The following is a 25205-nucleotide window of genomic DNA, read 5'->3' on the forward strand; positions in this document are numbered from 1 at the left end:
TTAAATTGAGAAATTTGGGTTTTTCTAAAGGAATCAATTTTTTAAAAAATTTTTAGAAATTTAAACATAAAGTATTGTATACATGTAAGTATGATTAAAAATGAAAAGTTGTAAATGCTAAATTTAATTAAATACGCCTTGCTCTCTTTAACATTGGCCTGAATGAATAGTTTATAGGAGATTACACTGGCTAAAGATGCGATGATTGTTCCGAGCCCTCCAATATTTACTCCTAGTAATAAAGCTTTCCAATCAGAAGTAAAGTTTGATAGAAGAATTGAAGTAGGAAAATTGCTAATCAATTGACTCAAAAATATGGAACTAAAGAAGACTGAAGTATCTCCTCTTAAATTAGCGCGAGCAAATGTCTCCAGTGCATCCGAATGTGAAATGTTTCCGATGAAAATAAAAAAACAGACAAAGGTTATTAGAAGAAAGTAATCGATCTTAAATAGTAAGTTTCTATCTAACGTAAATGCTGCTATCAATGTGACTATTAGTGCAATGTAATAATTAATGACACCAAAAATAGATGCAATGATAGTGAGAAGTATTAAAATCCAGACGTTAGCTTTTTTTCGATTTTTCACGGTAATAACAGGTAGTTCTATTTTCAAATCTGTTTTTTGAAGTTTTTGAGTACATATAAATAACAAACTAATTCCAAGTACAGCTAAAAGCAGGATTGAACCTAAAAATGGGATGAGCTTAATTCCATAGTAAGAATATAGGTATAAATTTTGTGGGTTTCCCATAGGCATCAAGCTACTACCGATGTTTGCCGCAATTGTTTGCAAGATGATTGTATCCATCATGTTCATTTGTGTTTTTTTACTAATGACAAGTGTTATTGGTACAAAAGTGAGGAGAGCGACATCATTTGTTACAAACATGGAGCAAATAAAGCATAACAAAATTAGAATAATAGATATTGACCTGCTGTTATTGCATTTATTTAAAATGGCAACGGCAAGTTTGTCTAATATCTTTAGCTGTTCCAAGGCCTTAATGGCCACCATTAGATTAAATAAGCTAATTAACACTTCAAAGTTAATATATTCGATCTTTGGCGAATGTATTAAGCAGCTTACAATTGCTAGTATTAGTGAAATGGTAAGTACTAAATCTTTTTTTAAAAATCCGAATTTCATAAGGAGTCTTTTTTTATTTTGAACGAATACTATTTCTTTCACAATACACCACCTGTAATCTATGTTAGTAAATATACGTTTTTTGGGATAACTCGATATTGCTAGAAAAGAGGATGTCATAAGTTCCTAAATAAGAGTTTTGTAATGTTTCATCCCTTCAATAAAATCCTTTTTTGCTTAGTGTCTTTCATGTTGTAAATATGTGCAATATAGACGAATCCAGCTAGGGGGATTAATTGAGAAAACAAATGTTTTTTGTATGATACCATAAATAAATTAAATGCTTTATTTTTTTAATATTCTTATAATATTCTATTGATTCTTGATTTCAAATACTTTATTAGAAGTTCTAAAAGAGAAAAAGTATGCATGTTTTTTATGAAGAAAATAGAGGCTTGTCAAAGGTTAGGTAGAACAGAATCTGCGACGTTTGGATACTGTATAAAATTTACAAAATCTCAGTGTTTTTTAGATGGAAAAAACTTAAAATATTTTTTGTTTTTATAAAAATCTGTACTTTTTCGTAACATTCTGTACTTTTAATTATAAATTAAAGACAAGATTTTCTTAGTTGAATAGTGAAAGCGCTTTATAGAGTTTTTCGCGAAGTTTTTACCTAGCCTATTTTTGAGATTAGTAGTGAGAAAGGAGATATTTCCATGTTCTTGAGAAGATTAACAAAAAACCACTTAATCACTATTGATTATTATGATTTAAATCACCGGTAAACGAAACAAACATAGTAGTACAACAATGTTAGTGGATAAAAATATTAGTTTTGCAGAAAGGGGTAGAGCATCCGTTTGTATAATCGTTAAGTACTTCAAAATTTCAGTTTTACGGTTACATGTTGTGATGTTTGCTTAAGCAGGCCAATCCGATTCATATAGAAAATTTTTATCCTTGTTGTATTTGAATATGAAAGAGGTATTTATACCAGGAAATATAGGTGATTTTATATAGATTATGATAGATAAATTTTGGTATGGAGTGATGATATGGAAAGGTTTTTTGTAGATTTAGTCGGATCAACAAATGATTTTTTATGGTCTAAATTGTTAATTATTATGCTTGTTATTTGCGGAATTTATTTTACATTTAAATTGAATTTTGTACAGTTTCGAATGTTAAAAGAGATGGTCCGTGTATTAATGGAGGGAAAAAGCGGTGCTAAAGATCAAGTCTCTCCTTTTCAAGCGTTTTGTATTGGTATGGCAGCCCGCGTTGGAACAGGGAATATTACAGGAATTGCGATTGCAATTGCATTAGGTGGTCCTGGAGCTGTATTTTGGATGTGGATTATTTCTATTATCAGCTCGGCATCTAGTTTTGTCGAAAGCACATTAGCACAGATATATAAAGTAAAAGATAAAACTGGTTTCCGCGGTGGTCCATCCTATTATATGGAAAAAGGGTTGAATAAACGTTGGATGGGAGTATTATTCTCTATTTTAATCACAATTACTTTTGGACTTGTATTCAATTCAGTACAATCAAATACAGTTACAATTGCTTTTCAAAACTCATTTGGTACAGATCGTCTAACAGTTGGGATAATCATGGCCATTGCTTTCGCTGCGATTATTTTTGGTGGTGTACAACGTATTGCAAAAATGGCTGAATACAAGGTGGTATTTTTAGCGGTATTATACATTGGAGTTGCATTATTTGTTGTAGTTACCAACATATCAAAAATGCCGGAAGTTCTTTCTCTTATTGTTCAAAACGCATTTGGTTTTAAACAAATAGCAGGCGGTTCAATTGGTGCAGCACTTATGAATGGAGTTAAACGTGGTTTATTTTCAAATGAAGCTGGTATGGGAAGTGCACCAAACGTTGCCGCAACAGCAACAACAAGTCATCCGGTGAAACAAGGACTGATTCAAGCATTTGGTGTATTAACGGATACACTAATCATTTGTACTAGCACAGCTTTTATTATTTTGCTGTCTGATGCATATAAACAACCGGGATTAAATGGTATTGCACTTACACAAGCAGCATTAAGTGAACACATAGGTCCTTGGGCATCGGGTTGTCTTGCTATCTTTGTTTTTTTATTTGGATTCGGTGCGTTAATTGGCAACTATTATTATGGTGAAACAAATATTCGCTTCTTACATACAAGTAAAGTGTGGCTAATGATATACAGAATAAGTGTGTTGGCTATGATTATATTTGGTTCTGTTGCCAAGATTCAAATTGTATGGGATTTAGCGGACTTATTTATGGGCTTTATGGTTATTATTAATTTAATTGCTATTACCTTACTTTCAAAAGTAGCATTTGCGGCGTTACAAGATTATATAAACCAGAAAAAAGCTGGTAAAGATCCTATTTTTTATAAAGAAAACATTAAAGGACTTGAAAATATTGAATGTTGGGATAGTTATGAGAAAACTTCAAAAAAGAAAAGTGTGTAATAAGAAGGATATTCAGACTGCAATATGTCTGAATATTTTTCTTGGTTCTAGTGCAAATATTATTGATTATAGTAAAGAAAAAATCATTCTATATAAAGTTAATAGTACGGGGGAATATGATTAAATGATAAAGGATTCTAGCGTTCAAGTTGAGGGTCAAGAAAAAGTTTGCTTAGATCAATGGGTAGCTCATTATCGAACGTATGCAGCTAAGGGACGAAGCGCCAGTTATATTCCTGCTCTGAGGGAAATAAATGTATCGCAGTTAGGTATTTGTATAGTAAAGCCAGATGGAACAATGATAAGATCAGGAGATTGGGAGATACCTTTCACATTACAAAGTATATCAAAAGTAATCGGTTTTATAGCCGCTTGTTTAAGTCGCGGTATTTCTTATGTATTAGAACGAGTTGACGTAGAGCCAACTGGAGATGCCTTTAATTCAATTATTCGTTTAGAGATACATAAACCAGGAAAACCTTTTAACCCTATGATCAATGCTGGAGCAATTACGATAGCTTCACTTTTGCCAGGGACATCGGTGCAAGAAAAATTAGAATCTCTATACGTATTAATTGAAAAAATGATAGAGAAGCGTCCCGCTATTAATGAAATAGTATTTCAATCAGAATGGGAAACGGCTCATCGTAATAGAGCATTAGCATACTATTTAAAGGAGAATGGTTTTCTAGAATCAGATGTGGAGGAGACACTAGAGGTTTACCTAAAACAATGTTCGATTGAAATAAATACAGAAGATATTGCCTTAATAGGGCTTATACTAGCACATGATGGATATCATCCTATTCGCAAAGAACAAGTGCTCCCTAAAGAAGTAGCTAGGTTAACAAAAGCTTTAATGCTAACTTGTGGAATGTACAATGCTTCTGGAAAATTTGCTGCTTTCATTGGATTACCAGCTAAGAGTGGGGTATCCGGCGGAATTATGACACTTGTTCCCTCAAAATCTAGGAAGGATTTATCGTTCCAAGATGGATGTGGTATTGGTATTTACGGACCAGCCATTGATGAATATGGGAATAGTTTACCAGGAATTATGTTGTTAGAACATATTGCAAAAGAATGGGATTTAAGTATATTTTAAAAAGGAGCACAGATATTTTGGTGTTAGAGCGAGTCCAAAAGTGTTCAGACCTTATATTGTGTCTGAACATTTTTGAGTTATAAAGTATCTTTCTAAAGTAGAAGGGTGTAATGAATACTCACAATCTATAATGCTTTCGTTTATATCTTATTTATCAGCTTTTGAAAAAAATAGAGTAAGTATTGTATTAATGCAAATAGGTTTGTATACTGACTGTTAGGCGAAAGTGAGAAGTGATTATTTTGAATCTTAGTAATTTAGTAAAAAAAGACATCTATATTCTCGTTTTAATGATACTTACAGTACCCTTAGTAGGTGAAATAAAGTCATTTCCTTTAAATGAAACATTTAGAATGAGCTTTGGCGCACCAACATTTTTCTTTTTTTTGTTATTGTTTCGACGAATTCCAGCATTTTTACCGGGTTTTTTAACAGCGATAGTCGTGGTAGTATTTCGTATCTCAATGGATGTCATTATAAAGGGAAATATGGATTGGCTAGCCGCTTTTCATACTCACTATCCTAGTTTTTTCTTTTATTTTACTTATTCGTATCTCTTTCATTTAGCAAAAATTAAACGTTTTTATCATCAACCACTAATGATTGGTTTTATTGGTTGCATGATTGAAATACTGTCAGACTGTGTGGAATTAATGATTCAATATTTCGTATTAAAAACATCGATCACATCCGAGGCAATAAATGAGATCATTGTTATCGCATGTTCCCATAGTTTTATAGTTCTAAGCTTTTTCAATATGATGAAATTGTATGAAGCACAATCAAGGGAGAGACATATAAAGAAGCAAAATGAACACATGCTCATGCTCATCTCTAATTTATATGAAGATGCTGTTCATTTAAAGAAAACATTACAAGATGCTGAGAATATAACAAAAAAATCCTATGATTTATATAAAACCTTAGACTCTTTTGAGCACAAACAGATGGATTTTCAGTTTGAGGATTTAAGGCAACAGGCATTACAAATTGCTGGTGAGGTCCATGATGTTAAAAAGGATAACCAACGTATTTTTGCGGGACTTTCAAAATTAATTTCTGATGAAAGTTTTACAGATTATATGTCTGTGCATGAACTAGTAAATATCATTATACGGGCAAATACGAAATATGCACGGTTGCTAGAGAAAGACATCCAATTTGTGTATAAAATTGATGGTGTGCATCCTCATTATCATATTTACACAATCTTATCTATTATAAATAATATCGTTACAAACGCTGTAGAAGCTATCCAAGGTATGGGAACCATCACAATTGACATTAATAAAGACCACCATTTTGTTGAATTTCAAATAGGCGATAATGGTCCTGGTATTTCTTCAAAATATAAAGATTCAATTTTTGAGCCTGGGTTTACTTCTAAATATGATGATTTAGGCAACCCATCGACAGGTATCGGATTATCGTATGTTAAAGAAATGGTCGCACAACTTGAAGGTGATGTTACGTTTGAGGACAGAACCGAAGGAAAAGGATCAATTTTTATAATTAGATTAGGGATTGATCATATAATTTCGAAAGGGTGATTCTATGTATTTTTATATAGTAGATGATGAAAAAGCGGTTCGCTCAATGTTGGCTCAAATTATCGAGGATGAAGATCTTGGGGAGGTTATAGGAGAAGCTGAGGATGGTTTATCTTTAGAGCAACAAATGGTAATCCTTAAAAATATAGACATTTTATTTATCGATTTGTTAATGCCGAATCAAGATGGAATAAAAACAATTCGTCAAATAAAGCCTTCGTTTAAAGGGAAAATCATCATGGTCTCTCAAGTAGAATCAAAAGAATTAATTGCTGAAGCTTATTCGCTTGGTGTTGAATACTATATTATTAAGCCAATTAACCGGATTGAAGTATTAACAGTTGTTCGGAAAGTCATTGAACGAATTCGTTTGGAAAAATCAATAAAAAACATTCAAGAATCGCTTAATATGGTACTAAAATTGGATAGTAATTCAATTGTGCAAGAAAAATACCGTAATGAAAAACATTTAAATACTTTCAATCATTTTCAAAATTCCATTCATTTTCTTTTGTCTGAATTAGGAATAGCCAGTGAAAGTGGAAGTAAAGATTTAATGGATATGCTAGATTATTTATATAAATATGAACAAGATAACACGTTGGAACAAGGCTTTCCCTCACTAAAAGAGATTTTTATGAATTTAGCTCAAAAAAAACTTGGGGATTCAGCTGAAGATGCCGAATTAAAAAGGTTCATAGAAGCTTCCAAACAACGGATTCGGAGAGCAATTTATCAATCATTAAACCATTTAGCATCCCTTGGACTTACTGATTTTTTAAACCCGAAGTTCGAAAATTATGCTTCTAGATTTTTTGATTTTACTACCGTAAGGAGAAAGATGACAGAATTGAATAATGAACCAACATTACCTGCTCGTATTGATACGAAAAAATTTATTCAAGTTCTTTATTTTGAAGCAAAACGAATACACTTGGAGTTAAGATGATAAACTCTTGCTAAGTATTATTTTCAATTGATAGATTGATAATTGTTTTTATGTTATTGGTTTTATATAGTTTTTCTAAGAGAGGATTTTCCTTTATTTCATATTGGCTTTAAAATCAGAAAATTCCGTATCGATTCGGTAGAAGTGTATGAACTTAAAACAAAAGAATATGTATTTTTTACACATTAATATTCATTAAAAAAAACGAGTATTTTCACAATAAAATATAAATACATAGTAAGTTGAATTGAAAAAAAGATGCTATCTTCTGGCATCTTTTTTTCTTTAAGAGGAAATATCATTGATCCTTATATTATTTGAAATTCAAATGCGGGCATATAAATAAGGGAAAAGGAGATAATATTTAACAAATTATAATTGGAAATGGTATTTTAGGTCAGAAATGTTTTTATACTAATTAGGTTATTGGTACTAAATAAGCATAATGTCTCGCTTTTCTGCTCTTTAATCTTATCGTTATTTTTTATTAAGTACATATCGTTTTTTAGAAATCTCAATCCTAGCAGAGTATATAAATTGGGTGATAAAAATGTGGAACATAATTACTTCTTATCTTCCAGATTGGAAAGTCTTTGTACAAGCTTTTATCTTGTTTTTAATTCCGTATACTATCTCAAGATTTTTTCATTGGGTTCGTATGTCAGAGAAAGAGTGGGAAGAATGAGTTGGTGGAAGTCAAGAGACAAACAAGTGAAAAAAAATAATATTCAAAGTAAAACGAAACAAGAGCATAAACCATCTCAAAATACAAACGTTCATTTCACAAATGATTTTGCCTCTAACTTAGAACTTATAAAGCAACAAATCGGACATAATTCTGATGTTCGATTTCGGAAGTTTAATATTGGACGCACAGATATTCAGGCTGGGATCGTTTTTGTTGATGGTCTATCAGATAAAGAGATAATTGACAAACATATTATGAAATTACTAATGGATGATTTTTCTGATGAATATAAAAATGAATCTTCTTATGTGGAGGGGACTGTTTCAAAAGAATATATTAAAAATAAAGTTCTTACAATTAGTGAAGTAGCAGAAGTCCATTACATAAAAGATTTAATACCCAAAGTATTGATAGGTTCAACAGCTCTTTTAATTGATGGTTTAGCAGATGTGTTTATTCTTGGTACAACAAAAGCAAATAAACGAAACATTGAAGAACCAGTATCGGAGGCATTAGTCAGAGGGCCACGGGTCGGTTTTACTGAAGTATTAAGTGATAATACCTCACTTTTGCGACGACACTGTGCGGATGAGAGCTTATCATTAGTAAAGCTACCAGTAGGAGAACGTGCAAAGAAAGAGTTAGTCGTCGCATTTATTAAAGATCTTGCTAGTACAGAATTGGTGGATGAAATAAAAAACAGAATTCAGAAAATTGACATAGACAGTGTACTCGAATCTGGTTATATAGAGCAACTTATTGAAGATAATTATCTCAGTCCTTTTCCGCAGATTCAAAATACAGAACGACCTGATCGTGTTATTAGTGCTTTGATGGAAGGTCGAGTAGCTATTTTGTTAGATGGAACACCATTTGTTTTAATTGCTCCAGTTACATTTAGTATGCTGCTGCAATCACCAGAAGATTATTATGAAAGGTGGCTTCCTGGTACGCTTCTCCGCTTATTACGCTTCATGACAGCTTTTGTTTCATTATTTGCTCCAGCACTGTATATTTCTTTTATTTCATTTCATCCAGGATTAATTCCCACTAAGCTCGCTATTTCTATTATCGGATCGCGAGAAGGAGTTCCTTTTCCCGCTTTAATAGAAGCGTTAATTATGGAAGTAGCTATCGAAGTTTTACGAGAAGCAGGTTTACGTCTGCCTAAACCGATTGGACCGGCAATGGGAATTGTGGGCGGTTTAATAATTGGTCAGGCTGCCGTAGAAGCAGGAATTGTTAGTCCAATAATGGTTATCGTTGTTGCGGTAACAGCTATTTCTTCTTTTACTATTCCGCAATATAGTGTGGGAATTACGTTACGCATTCTTCGTTTTGTAGCTATGTTTTGTGCTGCGATATTTGGATTGTATGGAGTTATTCTCTTCTTTCTTTTACTTTGCAGTCATTTAGTGAAACTGAAAAGTTTTGGCGTTCCTTATACCAGCCCTGCTGTTCCATATCGATTCAGTGATTGGAAAGATTTTATGGTTCGCATGCCATTAAAAATAATGAGACGTCGACCGAAAATAATGCATACCAAAAAAACTATCCGCAAAAGGTAGCTGATGACGAAAGGAAGTGGCCTTCAGTGATTACTATACCTAAAGACCGAATAACAACTTCACAAGCAGTTGTTATTATTGTAAATTACATACTTGGGACAGGAATTCTTACTTTGCCCAGAGCATCTGTGGAAAAAGTGAAAACACCAGATGTATGGTTAAGTGTGATATTAGGTGGGATACTGGCAATGGTTTCAGGAGTAATTATGGTCAAATTAAGTCAGCAGTTTCCAGAAAAAACATTTTACCAATACAGTCAAGATATTGTAGGGAAATGGATAGGGAGATTGCTTAGTTTTCTTATTATAGGGTATTTTCTTACAACTTCAGCATTTCAAATTCGTTCAATGGCAGAAGTAATAAGCTTTTTTTTACTAGAAGGAACCCCCACATGGGCTATTGTTATGCCTTTTATGTGGATAGGTCTCTATTTGATTATGGGTGGTATTAATTCAATTGCACGGATGTTTGAAATAATATTTCCTATTACTGTTTTTATTTTTTTAATCATTTCCTTTATGAGTATCGGAATATTCGAGATAGATAATCTCCGTCCCGTATTAGGTTTGGGAATTAAACCAGTGTTAGATGGGATAAAAACAACGTCTCTCGCATATACAGGTCCTGAAATTATGTTAATTCTTTTGGTATTTATGGAACAACGAAAGAAAGCAGTAAAAGCTATTTTAGTTGGAATTTCTATTCCGTTAATCTTTTATGTAATAACTGTTGTAATGGTCATTGGTGCATTATCAATTGATGGGGTTGTAACAAGAACATGGCCGACAATTGACCTTATGCGCAGTTTTGAAATTTCTGGTTTGATATTTGAACGTTTTGAATCTTTACTGCTTGTAATATGGATTATGCAAATATTTGCTACCTATACGATTAGTTATTATGCAGCTGCATTAGGATTAGCGCAACTCTTTAAAAAGAGTATTCATCCATTTATTTTTGCTTTGATTCCAATCATTTACATCATTGCTATGACTTCGAAAAATATAAATGACTTGCTTAAATTGGGGGATATGCTCGGTAATGCTGCTTTATTTTTATTTGGTTTACTGCCACTGCTTCTTCTTATTATTACGCGATTAAAAGGAGGAGTAGTGTGAAACATAAATTTAATTATATGCGGTTCTATTTGGCTTTGTTATGGACGCTTTTGCTTCTATTTTTAACAGGGTGTTGGAGCAGTAAAGAAGTAGAAGAATTGAGTTTAACTGCAGGTATAGCACTAGATAAAGGGAAGGATTCAACAATTGAGAAAGAGGATGAGGAAGGAGGTTATCCTAAAAGAAACCTTATAACAGCTACTTATCAAATTGTTAGTTCGCAAGCACAAAGTAAAGGAAATGGACAACAAAAACGTTATATAAATGTTTCTGAGACCGGTGATTCCATTCATCAAATTGTTCGTGAGTTTTCATTGAAAAGAGAGAGCACAATGTTCAGCCCACATTTAAAAAATATTGTTATTAGCGATAGTCTTGTACGTACATACAGTTTAGAACAATTACTTGAACAGTATCTCCGTGACAATGAAGTTCGGCTTAGCTGTATGCTCTTAATTAGCAAGGGTCTAGCGAAGGAGGTACTGGAATCAAACAAAAAAGGAGAAATCCCAGCATTTCGTTTGTCTGGAATTGCAGATAATAGAAATAGAACAACAAGGATTTTACCTCCTGTATCGCTCGCTAAATTGGAAGGAAAGATGCGGTCAGGGGCCAGTTTTCTTTTGCAAAATGTAATCTCGATAAATGGGGAAACAAAATTTGCAGGAGCTGCTGTAATTAAAGGGAAGACAAAAAAGTTGATGGGCTTTTTAAATGAGCAGGAATTGGAAGGAGTAGTATGGATAAACGGAAAAAGGAATGGTGGTGTGGTAAAAACTTTTGATAAAGAATCAAAGAAACTCATTATATACGAAATAAAGTCAATAAAAAGCAAAATCATACCACATGTTAACGGAAATAATATTTCCTTTGATGTAAACATTGAATCAGAAGGGCGTTTGTCTGAAAATTGGATGCAATCAGGAAAAGATTTTGAAAATGAATTTTTAAAAAGGGAAGAAAAAGCTATTGAAAAAGAAGTAAAGCACTTAGTACATCATGTTACAAAAAAAATACAAAAAGAATACCAAGTCGATATTGCGGGTTTTGGCAACCAATTAAGAATTAAACACCCGAGAACATGGGAGAAAGTCAAAAAAAATTGGGATCAAACATTTAGTAAGGTACCGATTAAATATCATATAAATGTAACTATACAAGATTATGGAGCGTCAAGTTTAAAACGGTGAGATACCTTAATTAATATTATATTTGCATCAAAACAAAAAGTTATAAAAGTTTTAATTTGAAAATTTTTGTAACTTTTTGTTTTTTTATGTCCTTCTTATTATAGATTAAAGAAATGATTTTATCCGGCTATTTGCCGGGCAGTAAGACCCCCACCTCAAAATTCAGCGAAAGCAAAGAAGTTATTAGAGGTATATGTAAGCTCTATATAGGAAGGAGAATTTTGAAATTCTATTGATAAACCAAGTAATTGTAATAGCCCTTATTTAGAATAATAATTTCAAAATCAATAAAATTTAGAGTAGAAGGAGCAAGAGCAAATTATTATGAATAAACAAATAGGATTCATCGGATGTGGAAACATGGGTATCGCTATGATAGGTGGGATGATAAAAAAATATATAGTTTCTCCAGATCAAATAATTTGTTCAGATTTAAACGTCATTAATTTAAAAAATGCTAGTAATGAATATGGCATAACTATAACTACTAACAACAATGAAGTCGCTAACAGTGCTGACATTTTAATTTTATCAATCAAACCAGATTTATACTCATCGGTAATTAACCAAATAAAAGATCAAATAAAAAATGATGTAATCGTTGTAACTATTGCTGCAGGAAAAAGTATTAAGAGCACTGAGAATGAATTTGGTAGAAAGTTAAAGGTTGTTAGAGTAATGCCTAATACACCGGCACTTGTTGGAGAAGGAATGTCTGCGTTATGTTTTAATGAAATGGTTACAGAAAAAGATATAAAAGAGGTACTGAACATATTTAATATTTTCGGCCAGACGGAGGTCATAAATGAAAAACTAATGGATGTTGTTACATCTATTAGTGGTTCTTCTCCAGCATATGTGTATATGTTTATAGAAGCCATGGCAGATGCTGCTGTACTTGGCGGTATGCCGAGAAAACAAGCTTATAAATTTGCGGCTCAGGCTGTATTAGGTTCTGCAAAAATGGTATTGGAAACAGGAATACATCCAGGTGAATTGAAGGATATGGTTTGTTCTCCAGGTGGAACGACGATAGAAGCTGTAGTAACGCTAGAAGAAAAAGGTTTAAGAACAGCTATCATTTCAGCTATGAAACGTTGTACGCAAAAATCTATGGAAATGTCTAGTTTAACTAGTAAGTGAGAAGCGAATTTATATAATATTTCAAATCTATTTAATGTAAAAGAAATATTATGAGGCTAGTTAATAACTAAGTAAATTTATATACAACACTAACGAGAAGAACAAACCTTATTTTAAAGGGGATACAGAAAATATGAGTAATTTACTAAAAAAGAAATCCGTTACACAATTGTTAGAGCATAATCAAAGCAAGACTTTAACGAAAACATTAGGAGCATTTGATTTAATTATGTTAGGGGTAGGCTCGATAGTTGGAACGGGTGTTCTTGTGTTAACTGGATTAGTAGCAGCAAGAAATGCTGGTCCAGCAGTTGTTTTTTCATTTATACTTGCAGCAATTATATGTGGATTTATAGCATTATGTTACGCGGAAATTGCTTCTACACTCCCGGCGTCTGGTAGTGTATATACGTACTCATATGCAACAATTGGTGAGTTTGTTGCTCATCTAGTAGGTTGGTCATTGCTGTTAATATATATCGTGGCAACAGCAGCTGTCGCTGCTGGATGGACAGGCTATTTCCACAATTTAATAAAGGGATTTGGATTAGAGATACCTAAAGCTCTAGTAACGATTCCTTCGCATGGTGGTATTGTGAATCTACCAGCAGTAATTATTACATTGATATTGGCATGGATGTTATCTCGTGGTACGAGAGAAAGTAAACGAATCAATAATATAATGGTATTGATTAAAATTGGAATGATTTTGTTGTTTATTACGGTTGGTATATTCTATGTAAAACCAATGAACTGGATACCAATTGCACCATACGGTTTAAGTGGAGTTTTTACGGGTGGAGCAGCTATTTTATTCGCTTTTACGGGTTTTGATATATTAGCAACTTCAGCAGAAGAAGTAAAAGATCCGAAACGTAATCTTCCCATCGGTATTATTGCATCATTAATCATATGTACAATTATTTATGTTATGGTATGCCTTGTTATGACAGGAATGGTTTCCTATAAAGAATTAAATGTTCCTGAGGCAATGGCTTATGTAATGGAAGTTGTAGGACAAGGAAAAGTCGCTGGTGCAATTGCTGCAGGTGCTGTAATTGGCCTTATGGCTGTTATTTTTTCCAATATGTATGCGGCAACACGAGTATTCTTTGCAATGAGTCGTGATGGATTGTTACCGAAATCATTTGCGAAAGTTAATAAGAAAACTGGAGCACCCACTTTTATAACTGGATTAGCAGGAATAGGGAGCTCTATAATAGCTGGGTTTATTGATTTGAAAGAATTAGTTAATTTAGTTAATATCGGTAGTTTGGTGACATTTGCGTTAGTTTGTCTATCAGTTATTATCCTTCGTAAATCACACCCAAATTTAAAACGTGGATTTATGGTACCTTTTGTACCTGTATTACCATGCGTTGCAATTGTATGCTGTGTGTTTTTAATGCTAAATTTACCGTTAAGGACATGGGTGTACTTTAGTATTTGGATTACTATTGGGGTAGTAGTATATTTCCTTTATTCGATAAAATACAGTAATTTAAATGAGGAAACGATCTCGAAATTACATGATAAAATTGCGAGATAATAACGATCGAAAATTTTATTAATAATCATATTGATAGTTGAGTAACATAGAAACAGTTTTTTGACATTTAGCAAGAGATAAAATAAGAGATGCTAGGGCAGCTAAGTACTTTTTTAGAAACCTTGCTTGTTTTTTACGATTTAACACTGCTAAGGAGAGAGAAGTATGAGTGAATTGCATTTTATGAGTATAGAAGAATTGGATAATAAATTGAAAAAATCTGACAGTGGTATTTATTTCATTAAAGACTATAATGACAATATTATTTATGTAGGCAAGGCTTTTAGTATAAAAAGTAGAGTATTAGCTCATTTTAATAGTTATTCCAATATTGAGGAATATGTACATTTATTTAATAAAGTAGCGTATCTCATTGAAGATAGTTTGTTAAAACGCTCTTTGTTACAAGTTACTTATATGATTAAATATAGACCAGTATTAAACAAAGAAGTACAAAAAGAATTCCCAGAGTTGTATACTCAATACATTAAGCAGACAAATAAAAAATCTATGTTGTTAGAAATTGATAAAGCTAAAGAAAAGGGGGATGAGTTAAAGAATAAATTAGTAAAATTAGTGGGTGGAAAAACTATGTTTTATGACATAATTTCTCTGTTAAACAATGGATATAACTATCATATCCTCGCAAAAGTATTGAGCATAGAACTTCAAACTTTAATTATAATGAAAGAATACCGAAAAAAATTCCCGATACCACATAATTATAAGAGGACAATAAAACATCAAGATATAATGTATGCTTTATCTGGAAAAAAGAATTTAAGTACTTCAAGGTTAAACACTTAACTTTAAAGTAGTAAATTCGTTGCTTTTGTAGCTTTTATTGTTATATTGAAATGCAATGTACATTTGTGTTTCAAATTTAATTGGTGGAATAAGGGGAGGGAAAGGGTTCCTATAAAAATACTGGAATAAATTAGGTTGATCATGCATAAATAGCATAATTAGGCACATGTTATTTATAAATATTCAAAGATACGAAAGTGATACAAATGAAATTCTTATTTCTGCTACTACAAGTACTATTGAGCAAATGAAGTATGAAATTGCTTTTGAACTAGGAGTCACACTGGGACCTGATACATCACATCATCTGCAAATGGTTCGGATCGGTGGAGAGATTACAAAACGCTTAGTTCGAATGGCTGAAAAACAGTTAACAGGTCAATACAGACTACACTAAGAAAATAATCCGTATATATACGGATTATTTTTCCTTTAATTTACAAAAAAATAAATTTCGGAATTGAAAAAACCTCTCAGATTCCTTTGTAATGATGTTTTTTAGTTATGTTAATGACGTAGGTATCGAAAGGTGATAAATTCGATACGAGCGATGTATGAACCCTTTAAAGAGTTTTGGTGTTATTTGCAATTTTAATTCCATAATACTTAAGCCGATATAATAAAATGTTTTATGTCTAAATCGATATAAAGGAATAGTTTTTAAGTGATATTTCTTTTTTTATAGAATAAGCAAAACCTGATATTGTAGTAAGAATTGTTTTGATGTCAATTTACTGTGCACCTTGGTTATTGAAGTTTTTGGTTGATTAACAACTATTGTATTTGGAAATTAATAATAAGTTTATCTCGCTATTTGCCCGTAAAAGCCCGATTGGTGTGGGCTAATAATCAGTGGGGATGAACAAAACCCCCACTGATTAAAGTTTCACTTTATGTGATGCGGTAATAAAACTATCTAGTTTGCTATTTTTAGTATTTGTAAAGTCTATATATATTTTCCTCTTTTGTGGAAAGTAAGCTAATGTTGCGACCAGTAATATAGTGTCATTTTTTTGAAAATTCCATTCGTTTTTTTATTTTTAGTTGATGAAAAGACCTTTCTCTCAATTAAATGTTTAGTTGAGTACTTGAATTTCCTCCACCTTATACTTTTCAAAGCATAGTGCTTCAAAAATAGCCATATCGCTTTCATCTGTTTCCAATTTCACAACTTCTTTATTATCTTTTTTTAGAATTTGGAGCAAAATAGTTTTTCAGTTTCATATTTAAATTAGCAGTATTTATTTTTTTGAATTCAATTTGTATAAGTGATTGAATTGGAACTTTGACTGTTGTTTCTTGCGGTGGTACAGTATCTCCTGTTATTTTCGCTGTATTTTAAATCTTTTTCCAGCTTGGTCCTCGCATTGACTACCACTGTATTTTGTAGTATTTCACTGTTTTCTCAAGTTCAATAATTATATCTTGTAGAATTAAGAAAAGAACTTAGCTTATTTCCTTTACTTATCTTATCTACTCTGATATTTAGATGCTAACTACAATTAAATAATATATGATTTTTATAAAAAAGATATAGTAATATTTTGTTGTGAATTGTACTAATTTGATATTTTATAGTATTATTTGTCGTGAATTATATATAACAGAATATATTTTATAGATCTATAAAGGAGAATGTAATGAATACTTCTATCGATATACAACACTTGTGTGATCTTGCACATAAAGCATTTAATGCCCCTGTACATATTTTATCTGCAGACAGAAAAATTTTATATCATTCTACATCTGATAATGTTTGTAGTCCTTTTTATTCTTCAAAAGAAGAACATCTTACTGATATTTATCAAGAAAACGATCCCTTTAACTTGCCACTTTTCCGAAGTAACAACTATCTTGAAAATTTTGTTCTAATTCATATAGAAAATCATGATGATATTAAAGGGACTATTATAATCGGTCCTACTATACATCCAAAAGATTCAGATGATATGATCATAAAATTTCAGAAAGAATTTAAAGCAAATGATAACATTCAAGAAAGACTTGCCTATTATCAGTGTTTATCTGAGATTAAAAAAACTACATTAATTGATATGGGAATTTTATTACATTACATGATTTTCAATGAAAAGTTAGATGTAGATATTGTCTTGGAAAAAAATAAAGTACTAGAGGAAGTTCCTAATAAAATTGTGAAACCGGATTTATATATTTTAAAACGCCGACAAAACAAACCTAAAACGCACAATATGGCATTAGTAAATGATTTCTTTTCGACTATTAAAGAAGGAAATAAAAAAAAGTTAATACAGTATATGTATGCGGTTTCGCAAGAAGATGTTGAACTTATGCTAATAGAGGATCCGCTCAGGAATCAAAAAAACCTTGGAATTATTGCGATTACCTTAGCCACTCGATATGCAATAGAAGGAAACCTGCCACCAGATATTGCTTTTGCCCATAGTATTTTATATATACAAACCCTAGAACAATTAGATAATGTAGAATCTGTAAAGCGATTGTCAGGGGACGCTTTACGTACCTTTGCAGATCGTGTGAAAGAATACAATGCAAAAAAGTATTCTTACGCGGTTACTACATGTATAAAACATATTAATAAAAATGTTTACGATGGAATATCTCTGAATGAACTTGCTAATCATTTAGAAATTACGCCTACTTATCTGTCTAAACTATTTAAAAAAGAAATGGGAATTACTTTAAGCGAATATATTCAAAGGGAAAGAGTGGAAGAAGCAAAAAAATTATTAACACTCACTACTTATTCGTTATCAGATATCTGTGCGTGGCTTAACTTTAATGACCAAAGTTATTTTATAAGAGTTTTCAAAAAAATCACTAGTATGACTCCTAGGCAGTACCGTGAAAAATATACAGTAATATAAGCTTGTTATCTGCTGTCTTCAATGTAAAGACTTAAACATGGGTATAAGTATCCCAAAAAATGAAAATACACTAACCATTATTTTGCTAAAGAAAACAAAAAGACAGAAGGCTGCAAAGTGTTCCAAGTAAGCTTTGCAGCTTTTTTGTAATTTAAAACCTATGTTTATAACGATGATAAGTTTATAGACTAATATCTTCATATTTTATATTTGTTAATAATGATATTAAAATGTTTTGTAAAAAAATCAACAATATAACATATATTACTAAATATATCTACATTTTATGCAATTATACATAACTAAATAAAGGTAAAAAAGTATAAAAAGACCTATTATATTATTCTATAAGTATTTTTTCTAAAATAAAATTTCTTGGTTGAGCTAAAATAGTTATTTTTAACCGTATACACATTAATTTGTAATCATTACAATTACAGAAATGAAATTTATGAATAACTATATTTATATAATTTTTTTCGGGGCATATTTTTATTTAACAGTAAATTATCGAGCTTAATCGACAAAATTTTTCTATTTACGCATTAAAAATTTAATGTTTTAATGAACAACATAACTGGTATGACCAGACAGAAAGGAGAAGGTTACGCTAATAGGAATTATAGTGAAGTTGTAAGTAACATTATGTTGTTAATAATTTTCTAAATAGTAAATTTATCCACAAGAGGTCAAGAATCAAATTTGTAATAAACGTGTTCTAAGTTTCTGCATAACAAAAGTGAAGTTATTCCGCAATAAAAGTATAAGCGATGTACAGCATAATTCCATCTTTTGTAGTCTAGTAAGGAGTTTGCTGATAAAACTAAGAGTAATATTATTAAATTTAAATTAAACAATGTTATGGCAAGATTAACTGTAAGCAGTGGTTTATTGATCCTCACGATTCTGTAAGTTAAACCGCAACTTTAGGAAAGAATTAATAATTTACTACTCATAGGGTGCCTGATTCAAATATAGTTAATAAATTTTTGTTATTTATATTTAAAAAAATAGAGTATCGAAATGAGAGATAAATAAAATCTTTACATCCTATTAGAAATAAAAAACAACGATATTAACGTATCTGATAGATTTTTCCTTCTTATCCAGTTTACAACGAGAGCGGTCGTACAAGTTATATGAATTAAGTTATAAAAACAATGGTAAAGGAGTGTACGGAATGAAAACTAAAATAATGACAGGATTTTTAATAACATCCATAGTAACTGGAGCAACTATTCCTATCAATACTCTCGCAACACCAATCGTTCAAGCGGAAACTCAACAGGAAGGCATGGATATTTCTTCATCATTACGAAAATTAGGTGCGCAATCTAAATTAATCCAAACGTATATTGATCAATCTTTAATGAGTCCTAATGTACAGCTAGAGGAAGTCCCAGCTTTAAATACCAATCAATTCCTAATCAAACAAGATATGAAGGAATGGTCATCGGAACTCTATCCACAGTTAATTCTATTAAATTCAAAAAGTAAAGGATTTGTAACAAAATTTAATAGCTATTACCCGACATTAAAATCGTTTGTAGACAATAAAGAAGATAGAGAAGGGTTTTCGGATAGACTTGAAGTACTTCAAGAAATGGCTATGACGAATCAAGAAAATACGCAACGGCAAATCAATGAATTAACAGATCTTAAATTACAGCTTGATAAAAAATTAAAAGATTTTGATACCAATGTGGCAACTGCTCAAGGCATACTAAGTACAGACGGAACAGGAAAAATAGACCAGTTAAAAAATGAAATATTAAATACCAAAAAAGCAATTCAAAATGATTTACAGCAAATTGCATTAATACCAGGGGCTTTAAATGAACAGGGATTTGCTATATTCAAAGAAGTTTATAGTCTTTCAAAAGAAATTATTGAACCGGCTGCTCAAGCAGGGGTGGCAGCGTATAACAAAGGAAAAGAAATTAACAACTCTATTCTAGAAGCTGAGAAAAAAGCGGCGCAAGAAGCGACAGAACAAGGTAAAACTGCTCTAGAGATTGAATCAGCAAAAAAAGCAGCTCGTGAAGCAATTGAGAAAAGCAAACAAGGTGAAATAGCAGCCGCAGCCGCAGCAAAAACACAAGAGTATGACCTGATGAAGGTCATTGATACCGAAAAGATTAAGAAAACATTTGGCGTTTTTGCTGAAGTAAATAAATTAACAGCAGAACAGCGAGCATATTTAGATGATTTAGAGAAACAAAATCAAAAAATATATGATTTAACAACGAAATTATCAATAGCTGATTTACAAAAATCAATGCTTCTTCTTACACAAAATGATTTGCATACGTTTGCAAATCAAGTAGATGTAGAACTTGATCTACTAAAGCGCTATAAAGAAGATTTAAATCTAATAAAAAATAGCATTACAAAATTATCTACTAATGTTGATACAACTAGCGAGCAGTCTCAAAAAGATACATTAAGACAATTAAAAAATGTAATAAGTTACCTTGAAGAACAAGTATATAAATTTTAATATTTCGTTTTTTTCGGAATTCATAAAGATTATAAGCATTTAGCGAAAGAAGGAGAATAGTCATGAAAAAATTTCCATTCAAAGTACTAACTTTAGCTACATTAGCAACTGTTATAACTGCTACTACCGGTAACACTATTCATGCATTTGCACAAGAAACGACCGCTCAAGAACAAAAAGTAGGCAATTATGCATTAGGCCCCGAAGGACTGAAGAAAGCATTAGCTGAAACAGGGTCTCATATTCTAGTAATGGATTTATACGCAAAAACAATGATTAAGCAACCAAATGTAAATTTATCTAATATCGATTTAGGCTCAGAGGGGGGAGAGTTGCTCAAAAATATTCACCTTAATCAAGAGCTGTCACGAATCAATGCGAATTACTGGTTAGATACAGCGAAGCCACAGATTCAAAAAACTGCTCGTAATATTGTAAATTACGATGAACAATTTCAAAATTATTACGACACATTAGTAGAAACTGTACAAAAGAAAGATAAGGCAGGTCTAAAAGAGGGTATAAATGATTTAATTACTACAATCAATACAAATTCAAAAGAAGTTACAGATGTGATTAAGATGCTACAAGACTTCAAAGGGAAACTATATCAAAATTCTACAGATTTTAAAAATAATGTTGGTGGTCCAGATGGGAAAGGTGGATTAACTGCAATATTAGCAGGTCAACAGGCAACGATTCCACAACTTCAAGCTGAAATTGAGCAACTTCGTTCTACTCAGAAAAAACATTTTGATGATGTATTAGCATGGTCAATTGGTGGTGGATTGGGAGCAGCTATTTTAGTTATTGCAGCTATTGGAGGAGCGGTAGTTATTGTTGTAACTGGCGGTACAGCAACACCGGCTGTTGTTGGTGGACTCTCGGCTCTTGGTGCAGCTGGTATCGGTCTAGGAACTGCGGCTGGTGTCACAGCATCTAAGCATATGGACTCCTATAATGAAATTTCTAATAAAATCGGAGAATTAAGTATGAAAGCAGATCGTGCTAATCAAGCAGTTCTTTCGCTTACTAACGCGAAAGAAACATTGGCATATTTATATCAGACTGTAGATCAAGCGATATTGTCTCTAACAAATATTCAAAAGCAATGGAATACAATGGGCGCAAATTATACAGATTTACTGGATAATATCGATTCTATGCAAGACCACAAATTCTCTTTAATACCAGATGATTTAAAAGCCGCTAAAGAAAGTTGGAATGATATTCATAAAGATGCAGAATTCATTTCAAAAGATATTGCTTTTAAACAGGAGTAGAACTGAAATTTAACACCTAAATTGGAGGAAAATGAAATGATAAAAAAAATCCCTTACAAATTACTCGCTGTATCGACGCTATTAACTATTACAACTGCTAATGTAGTTTCACCAGTAACAACTTTTGCAAGTGAAATTGAACAAACGAACAATGGAGATACGGCTCTTTCTGCAAATGAAGTGAGAATGAAAGAGACCTTGCAAAAGGCTGGATTATTTGCAAAATCTATGAATGCCTATTCTTATATGTTAATTAAGAATCCTGATGTGAATTTTGAGGGAATTACCATTAATGGATATGTAGATTTACCTGGTAGAATCGTACAAGATCAAAAGAATGCAAGGGCACATGCTGTTACTTGGGATACGAAAGTAAAAAAACAGCTTTTAGATACATTGAATGGTATTGTTGAATACGATACAACATTTGACAATTATTATGAAACAATGGTAGAAGCGATTAATACAGGGGATGGAGAAACTTTAAAAGAAGGGATTACAGATTTGCGAGGTGAAATTCAACAAAATCAAAAGTATGCACAACAACTAATAGAAGAATTAACTAAATTAAGAGACTCTATTGGACATGATGTTAGAGCTTTTGGAAGTAATAAAGAGCTCTTGCAGTCAATTTTAAAAAATCAAGGTGCAGATGTTGATGCCGATCAAAAGCGTCTAGAAGAAGTATTAGGATCAGTAAACTATTATAAACAATTAGAATCTGATGGGTTTAATGTAATGAAGGGTGCTATTTTGGGTCTACCAATAATTGGCGGTATTATAGTCGGAGTAGCAAGGGATAATTTAGGTAAGTTAGAGCCTTTATTAGCAGAATTACGTCAGACCGTGGATTATAAAGTAACCTTAAATCGTGTAGTTGGAGTTGCTTACAGTAATATTAATGAAATGCACAAGGCGCTTGATGATGCTATTAACGCTCTTACTTATATGTCCACGCAGTGGCATGATTTAGATTCTCAATATTCGGGCGTTCTAGGGCATATTGAGAATGCAGCTCAAAAAGCCGATCAAAATAAATTTAAATTCTTAAAGCCTAATTTAAATGCAGCGAAAGACAGTTGGAAAACATTACGAACAGATGCTGTTACATTAAAAGAAGGAATAAAGGAATTAAAAGTGGAAACTGTTACTCCACAAAAATAGGGAAATATTAATTCTGTTGTAAAGTGAACTAAAACATGGAAAGTCTATGATTACACTGTTAAACAGAAAAGTAATAATTAATAAATCCTTATATAACAGAAAGGCGGAGTCTCATTAAAGACTTCGCCTTTCAATTATATATAAGTATGATTCGAATAAAAAATAACCTTGTAGTTTAATTGCTTTTTTTAAATTTGCAACAGAATCGGTTAATTTGAAGTAGATTATATACATTTTCTTTAATACTTAATGATTTGAAGGATGCTAAAGAAAGTTCAAACGATACTGATAAAAGATGTAGAACTCATTTTGAAAGACATCGCTTTTTAATAAGATTAGAACTTGAAACCATACCTTATATAGGAGGAATACGAAATGATGAAAAAAATCCCTAATAAACTACTCGCTATATCAGCGTTTTTAACTATAACAACTACTTATGCAGTCATACCACTAGAAACTTTTGCAATTGAAATTGAACAAACGAACACTGAAAATATGTCTCTTTCAGCAAATGAAGAACAGATGAAAAAAGCTTTGCAAGATGCTGGTTTATTTGCAAAAGCTATGAATGAATATTCTTATTTGCTAATTAATAATCCAGATGTGAGTTTTGAAGGAATAACTATTAATGGAAATGCGGATTTACCTAGTAAAATTGTACAAGATCAAAAGAATGCAAGAGCACATGCTGTTACATGGAATACACAAGTAAAAAAACAGCTTTTAGATACATTGACAGGCATTATAGAATACGATACAAAATTTGAAAATTATTATGAAACATTAGTAGAGGCGATCAATACTGGAAATGGAGATACTTTAAAAAAAGGGATTACAGATTTACAGGGAGGAATTCAACAAAATCAAAAGTCTGCAAAAGCATTAATAGAAGAATTAATGCAATTAAAAAATGCTATTGGAGAAGATGTTAGAACATTTGGAAGTCATAAAGAGACATTGCAATCGATTTTAAAAAACCAAGGTGCCGATGTGGAGGCTGACCAAAAGCGTCTAGAGGACCTTTTAGGACAAGTAAAATATCAGAAAGACATAGAATCTAAGGGGGTAGACATGGTGAAAATCCCCTTTATTCCAACCTTAATTGCTGGTGGCATAATGATAGGTGATGCAAGAGGTAAGTTAGGTTGGCTAGAACCTGAATTAGCAAAATTGCGTCAGACTGTAGATTATAAAATAACATTGAATCGTGTAGTTGGAGTTGCATTTCATAATATTAGTGATATGCATAGTATGCTTGATAGTGCTATCACTGCTCTTACTTATATGTCTACGCAATGGGAGGATTTAGATTCTCAATATTCGGGTGTACTGGGACATATTGATAAAGCTGATCAAAAAGCTGATCAAAATAAATATAAATTCTTAACCCCTAGCTTGAATGCAGCGAAAAACAGTTGGAAAACATTAAAAACAGATGTTGTCACTTTGCAAGAAGGGATAAAAATTGCAGAGAAAAAAGAACAGGATTTTTTGAATCAGCTTCGTCCATCAAACGTTTTCTACTTTTATAAAAAAATTCATAACGCATACACTTTTGAAATAAAGACTGGAACAAATGCGCCAAATGCGTCTTATAAAGTTATGAATTTAACGAAAAACACTGTTCATAATATGTGGAGTGGAGGGGCTAATACTAACATGTGGGCTGATTGGCTTTCATTCAATCCAAATGATGAATTTGCGGTAGTAGCAGTAGTGGATGGTAAAGAATATGTTGTGTATAAAGACAAAGTACAAAATATAATGAACTGAATCTGAAAGTAACGAAGTAATTGGAGCTGGAGAATAAACTAGACACCAAGTTAATCGAAAAATCTCCTTATATCCTAGAATATTTTGCTCAAGAAAAAGAATTTGTTCAGCGAAAAAGTAAATATTGAACCAAGGAGTTAGTTGTATTATGTGTATGGTTTTACCGAAAGGTTTCAAGTACATTACCCATACAATTATGTAGTTATCCTGAAGCATCTACAGGTGTTCTTATCGACCTTGAAGAACTACTTAGCTTCCTAAGTCGAGTGATTTTATGCAAAATTAAGTGAACGTTTTTGTACATAGATTAGTTGACATTCATATAGATTTTTTCCATTTTCAAAGATAGTTTTGTTTTTTATGTTATTTTT

Annotated in this window: 18 protein-coding genes and 1 pseudogene; 17 read left to right on the forward strand and 2 right to left on the reverse strand. The window is 31.9% G+C overall.

The annotated features are described in order from the left end of the window. Positions 1-41: 41 nt before the first annotated feature. Positions 42-1193: an SLC13 family permease gene (locus tag ACTFRM_RS09935; protein WP_025687853.1), complete on the reverse strand. Its 1152-nt coding sequence runs from the start codon at positions 1191-1193 to the stop codon at positions 42-44. A gap of 956 nt (positions 1194-2149) precedes the next feature. Between ACTFRM_RS09935 and ACTFRM_RS09940 the strand changes: the two genes are divergently transcribed. From ACTFRM_RS09940 to ACTFRM_RS09990, 11 genes are all read left to right on the forward strand, one after another. Continuing rightward, the gene (locus ACTFRM_RS09940; RefSeq protein WP_078404913.1) at positions 2150-3574 is read left to right on the forward strand and encodes an alanine/glycine:cation symporter family protein; all 1425 of its coding nucleotides are present in this window, start codon (positions 2150-2152) and stop codon (positions 3572-3574) included. 124 nt (positions 3575-3698) lie between these two features. Next, positions 3699-4679: a glutaminase GlsA gene (gene glsA / locus ACTFRM_RS09945; protein WP_088322372.1), complete on the forward strand. Its 981-nt coding sequence runs from the start codon at positions 3699-3701 to the stop codon at positions 4677-4679. 233 nt (positions 4680-4912) lie between these two features. Then, a complete protein-coding gene (locus ACTFRM_RS09950) occupies positions 4913-6229 on the forward strand; it encodes a sensor histidine kinase (protein WP_000584789.1) in 1317 nt (438 codons plus the stop codon). A 4-nt stretch (positions 6230-6233) separates the two neighbouring features. Beyond that, complete coding sequence (locus tag ACTFRM_RS09955; RefSeq protein ID WP_000274087.1) at positions 6234-7178, forward strand: response regulator; 945 nt, start codon at positions 6234-6236, stop codon at positions 7176-7178. Between the two features lie 681 nt (positions 7179-7859). After that, entirely contained in the window at positions 7860-9434 is a 1575-nt protein-coding gene (locus ACTFRM_RS09960; RefSeq protein WP_000119234.1) for a spore germination protein, read from the forward strand. 26 nt (positions 9435-9460) lie between these two features. Continuing rightward, the gene (locus ACTFRM_RS09965; protein WP_000628606.1) at positions 9461-10552 is read left to right on the forward strand and encodes a spore germination protein; all 1092 of its coding nucleotides are present in this window, start codon (positions 9461-9463) and stop codon (positions 10550-10552) included. Continuing rightward, positions 10549-11742, forward strand: a complete 1194-nt coding sequence (locus ACTFRM_RS09970; protein ID WP_000680794.1) for a Ger(x)C family spore germination protein — start codon at positions 10549-10551, stop codon at positions 11740-11742. Before ACTFRM_RS09965 ends, ACTFRM_RS09970 begins: the two co-directional genes overlap by 4 nt. Before the next feature lie 324 nt (positions 11743-12066). Beyond that, entirely contained in the window at positions 12067-12885 is an 819-nt protein-coding gene (gene proC / locus ACTFRM_RS09975) for a pyrroline-5-carboxylate reductase (protein WP_001041302.1), read from the forward strand. 133 nt (positions 12886-13018) lie between these two features. Continuing rightward, positions 13019-14434, forward strand: coding sequence for an amino acid permease (locus tag ACTFRM_RS09980; protein ID WP_000067451.1), 1416 nt, complete (start codon positions 13019-13021; stop codon positions 14432-14434). A gap of 165 nt (positions 14435-14599) precedes the next feature. Next, positions 14600-15241, forward strand: a complete 642-nt coding sequence (locus tag ACTFRM_RS09985; protein ID WP_001292165.1) for an excinuclease ABC subunit C — start codon at positions 14600-14602, stop codon at positions 15239-15241. Between the two features lie 166 nt (positions 15242-15407). After that, positions 15408-15638, forward strand: coding sequence for an alpha/beta-type small acid-soluble spore protein (locus ACTFRM_RS09990; RefSeq protein ID WP_000897399.1), 231 nt, complete (start codon positions 15408-15410; stop codon positions 15636-15638). 679 nt (positions 15639-16317) lie between these two features. On the opposite strand, the gene ACTFRM_RS09995 is transcribed toward ACTFRM_RS09990, so the two are convergent. Next, positions 16318-16446, reverse strand: a complete 129-nt coding sequence (locus ACTFRM_RS09995) for a hypothetical protein (protein ID WP_002026045.1) — start codon at positions 16444-16446, stop codon at positions 16318-16320. 435 nt (positions 16447-16881) lie between these two features. Here ACTFRM_RS09995 and ACTFRM_RS10000 point away from each other — a divergent pair, with 435 nt between their 5' ends. The 6 genes and pseudogenes from ACTFRM_RS10000 to ACTFRM_RS10025 all read left to right on the forward strand — a co-directional run. Then, entirely contained in the window at positions 16882-18111 is a 1230-nt protein-coding gene (locus ACTFRM_RS10000; protein ID WP_001097912.1) for a helix-turn-helix domain-containing protein, read from the forward strand. Positions 18112-19291: 1180 nt separating this feature from the next. Then, positions 19292-20611, forward strand: a complete 1320-nt coding sequence (gene hblC, locus ACTFRM_RS10005) for a hemolytic enterotoxin HBL lytic component L2 (protein ID WP_000850223.1) — start codon at positions 19292-19294, stop codon at positions 20609-20611. Between the two features lie 62 nt (positions 20612-20673). Continuing rightward, positions 20674-21894, forward strand: coding sequence for a hemolytic enterotoxin HBL lytic component L1 (gene hblD, locus ACTFRM_RS10010; RefSeq protein WP_000714435.1), 1221 nt, complete (start codon positions 20674-20676; stop codon positions 21892-21894). 36 nt (positions 21895-21930) lie between these two features. Next, the gene (gene hblA, locus ACTFRM_RS10015) at positions 21931-23058 is read left to right on the forward strand and encodes a hemolysin BL binding component B (protein WP_000591977.1); all 1128 of its coding nucleotides are present in this window, start codon (positions 21931-21933) and stop codon (positions 23056-23058) included. A gap of 375 nt (positions 23059-23433) precedes the next feature. Beyond that, positions 23434-24834: a hemolysin BL regulatory component HblB gene (hblB, locus tag ACTFRM_RS10020; RefSeq protein ID WP_440043274.1), complete on the forward strand. Its 1401-nt coding sequence runs from the start codon at positions 23434-23436 to the stop codon at positions 24832-24834. Between the two features lie 20 nt (positions 24835-24854). Next, positions 24855-25082: pseudogene (locus tag ACTFRM_RS10025) on the forward strand (hypothetical protein); the annotation flags it as partial. Positions 25083-25205: the final 123 nt, after the last annotated feature.

It is taken from the genome of Bacillus cereus group sp. MYBK227-1 (assembly GCF_051916325.1).
GTDB classification, from domain to species: Bacteria; Bacillota; Bacilli; order Bacillales; family Bacillaceae_G; genus Bacillus_A; species Bacillus_A cereus.

Coding starts and splice junctions, on each gene's coding strand:
- ACTFRM_RS09990 (WP_000897399.1), top strand. CDS start 15,408: ATGTTATTTATAAATATTCAAAGATACGAAAGTGATACAAATGAAATT.
- hblC (WP_000850223.1), top strand. CDS start 19,292: ATGAAAACTAAAATAATGACAGGATTTTTAATAACATCCATAGTAACT.
- hblB (WP_440043274.1), top strand. CDS start 23,434: ATGATGAAAAAAATCCCTAATAAACTACTCGCTATATCAGCGTTTTTA.
- ACTFRM_RS09980 (WP_000067451.1), top strand. CDS start 13,019: ATGAGTAATTTACTAAAAAAGAAATCCGTTACACAATTGTTAGAGCAT.
- proC (WP_001041302.1), top strand. CDS start 12,067: ATGAATAAACAAATAGGATTCATCGGATGTGGAAACATGGGTATCGCT.
- ACTFRM_RS09940 (WP_078404913.1), top strand. CDS start 2,150: ATGGAAAGGTTTTTTGTAGATTTAGTCGGATCAACAAATGATTTTTTA.
- ACTFRM_RS09960 (WP_000119234.1), top strand. CDS start 7,860: ATGAGTTGGTGGAAGTCAAGAGACAAACAAGTGAAAAAAAATAATATT.
- glsA (WP_088322372.1), top strand. CDS start 3,699: ATGATAAAGGATTCTAGCGTTCAAGTTGAGGGTCAAGAAAAAGTTTGC.
- hblA (WP_000591977.1), top strand. CDS start 21,931: ATGATAAAAAAAATCCCTTACAAATTACTCGCTGTATCGACGCTATTA.
- ACTFRM_RS10000 (WP_001097912.1), top strand. CDS start 16,882: ATGAATACTTCTATCGATATACAACACTTGTGTGATCTTGCACATAAA.
- ACTFRM_RS09955 (WP_000274087.1), top strand. CDS start 6,234: ATGTATTTTTATATAGTAGATGATGAAAAAGCGGTTCGCTCAATGTTG.
- hblD (WP_000714435.1), top strand. CDS start 20,674: ATGAAAAAATTTCCATTCAAAGTACTAACTTTAGCTACATTAGCAACT.
- ACTFRM_RS09985 (WP_001292165.1), top strand. CDS start 14,600: ATGAGTGAATTGCATTTTATGAGTATAGAAGAATTGGATAATAAATTG.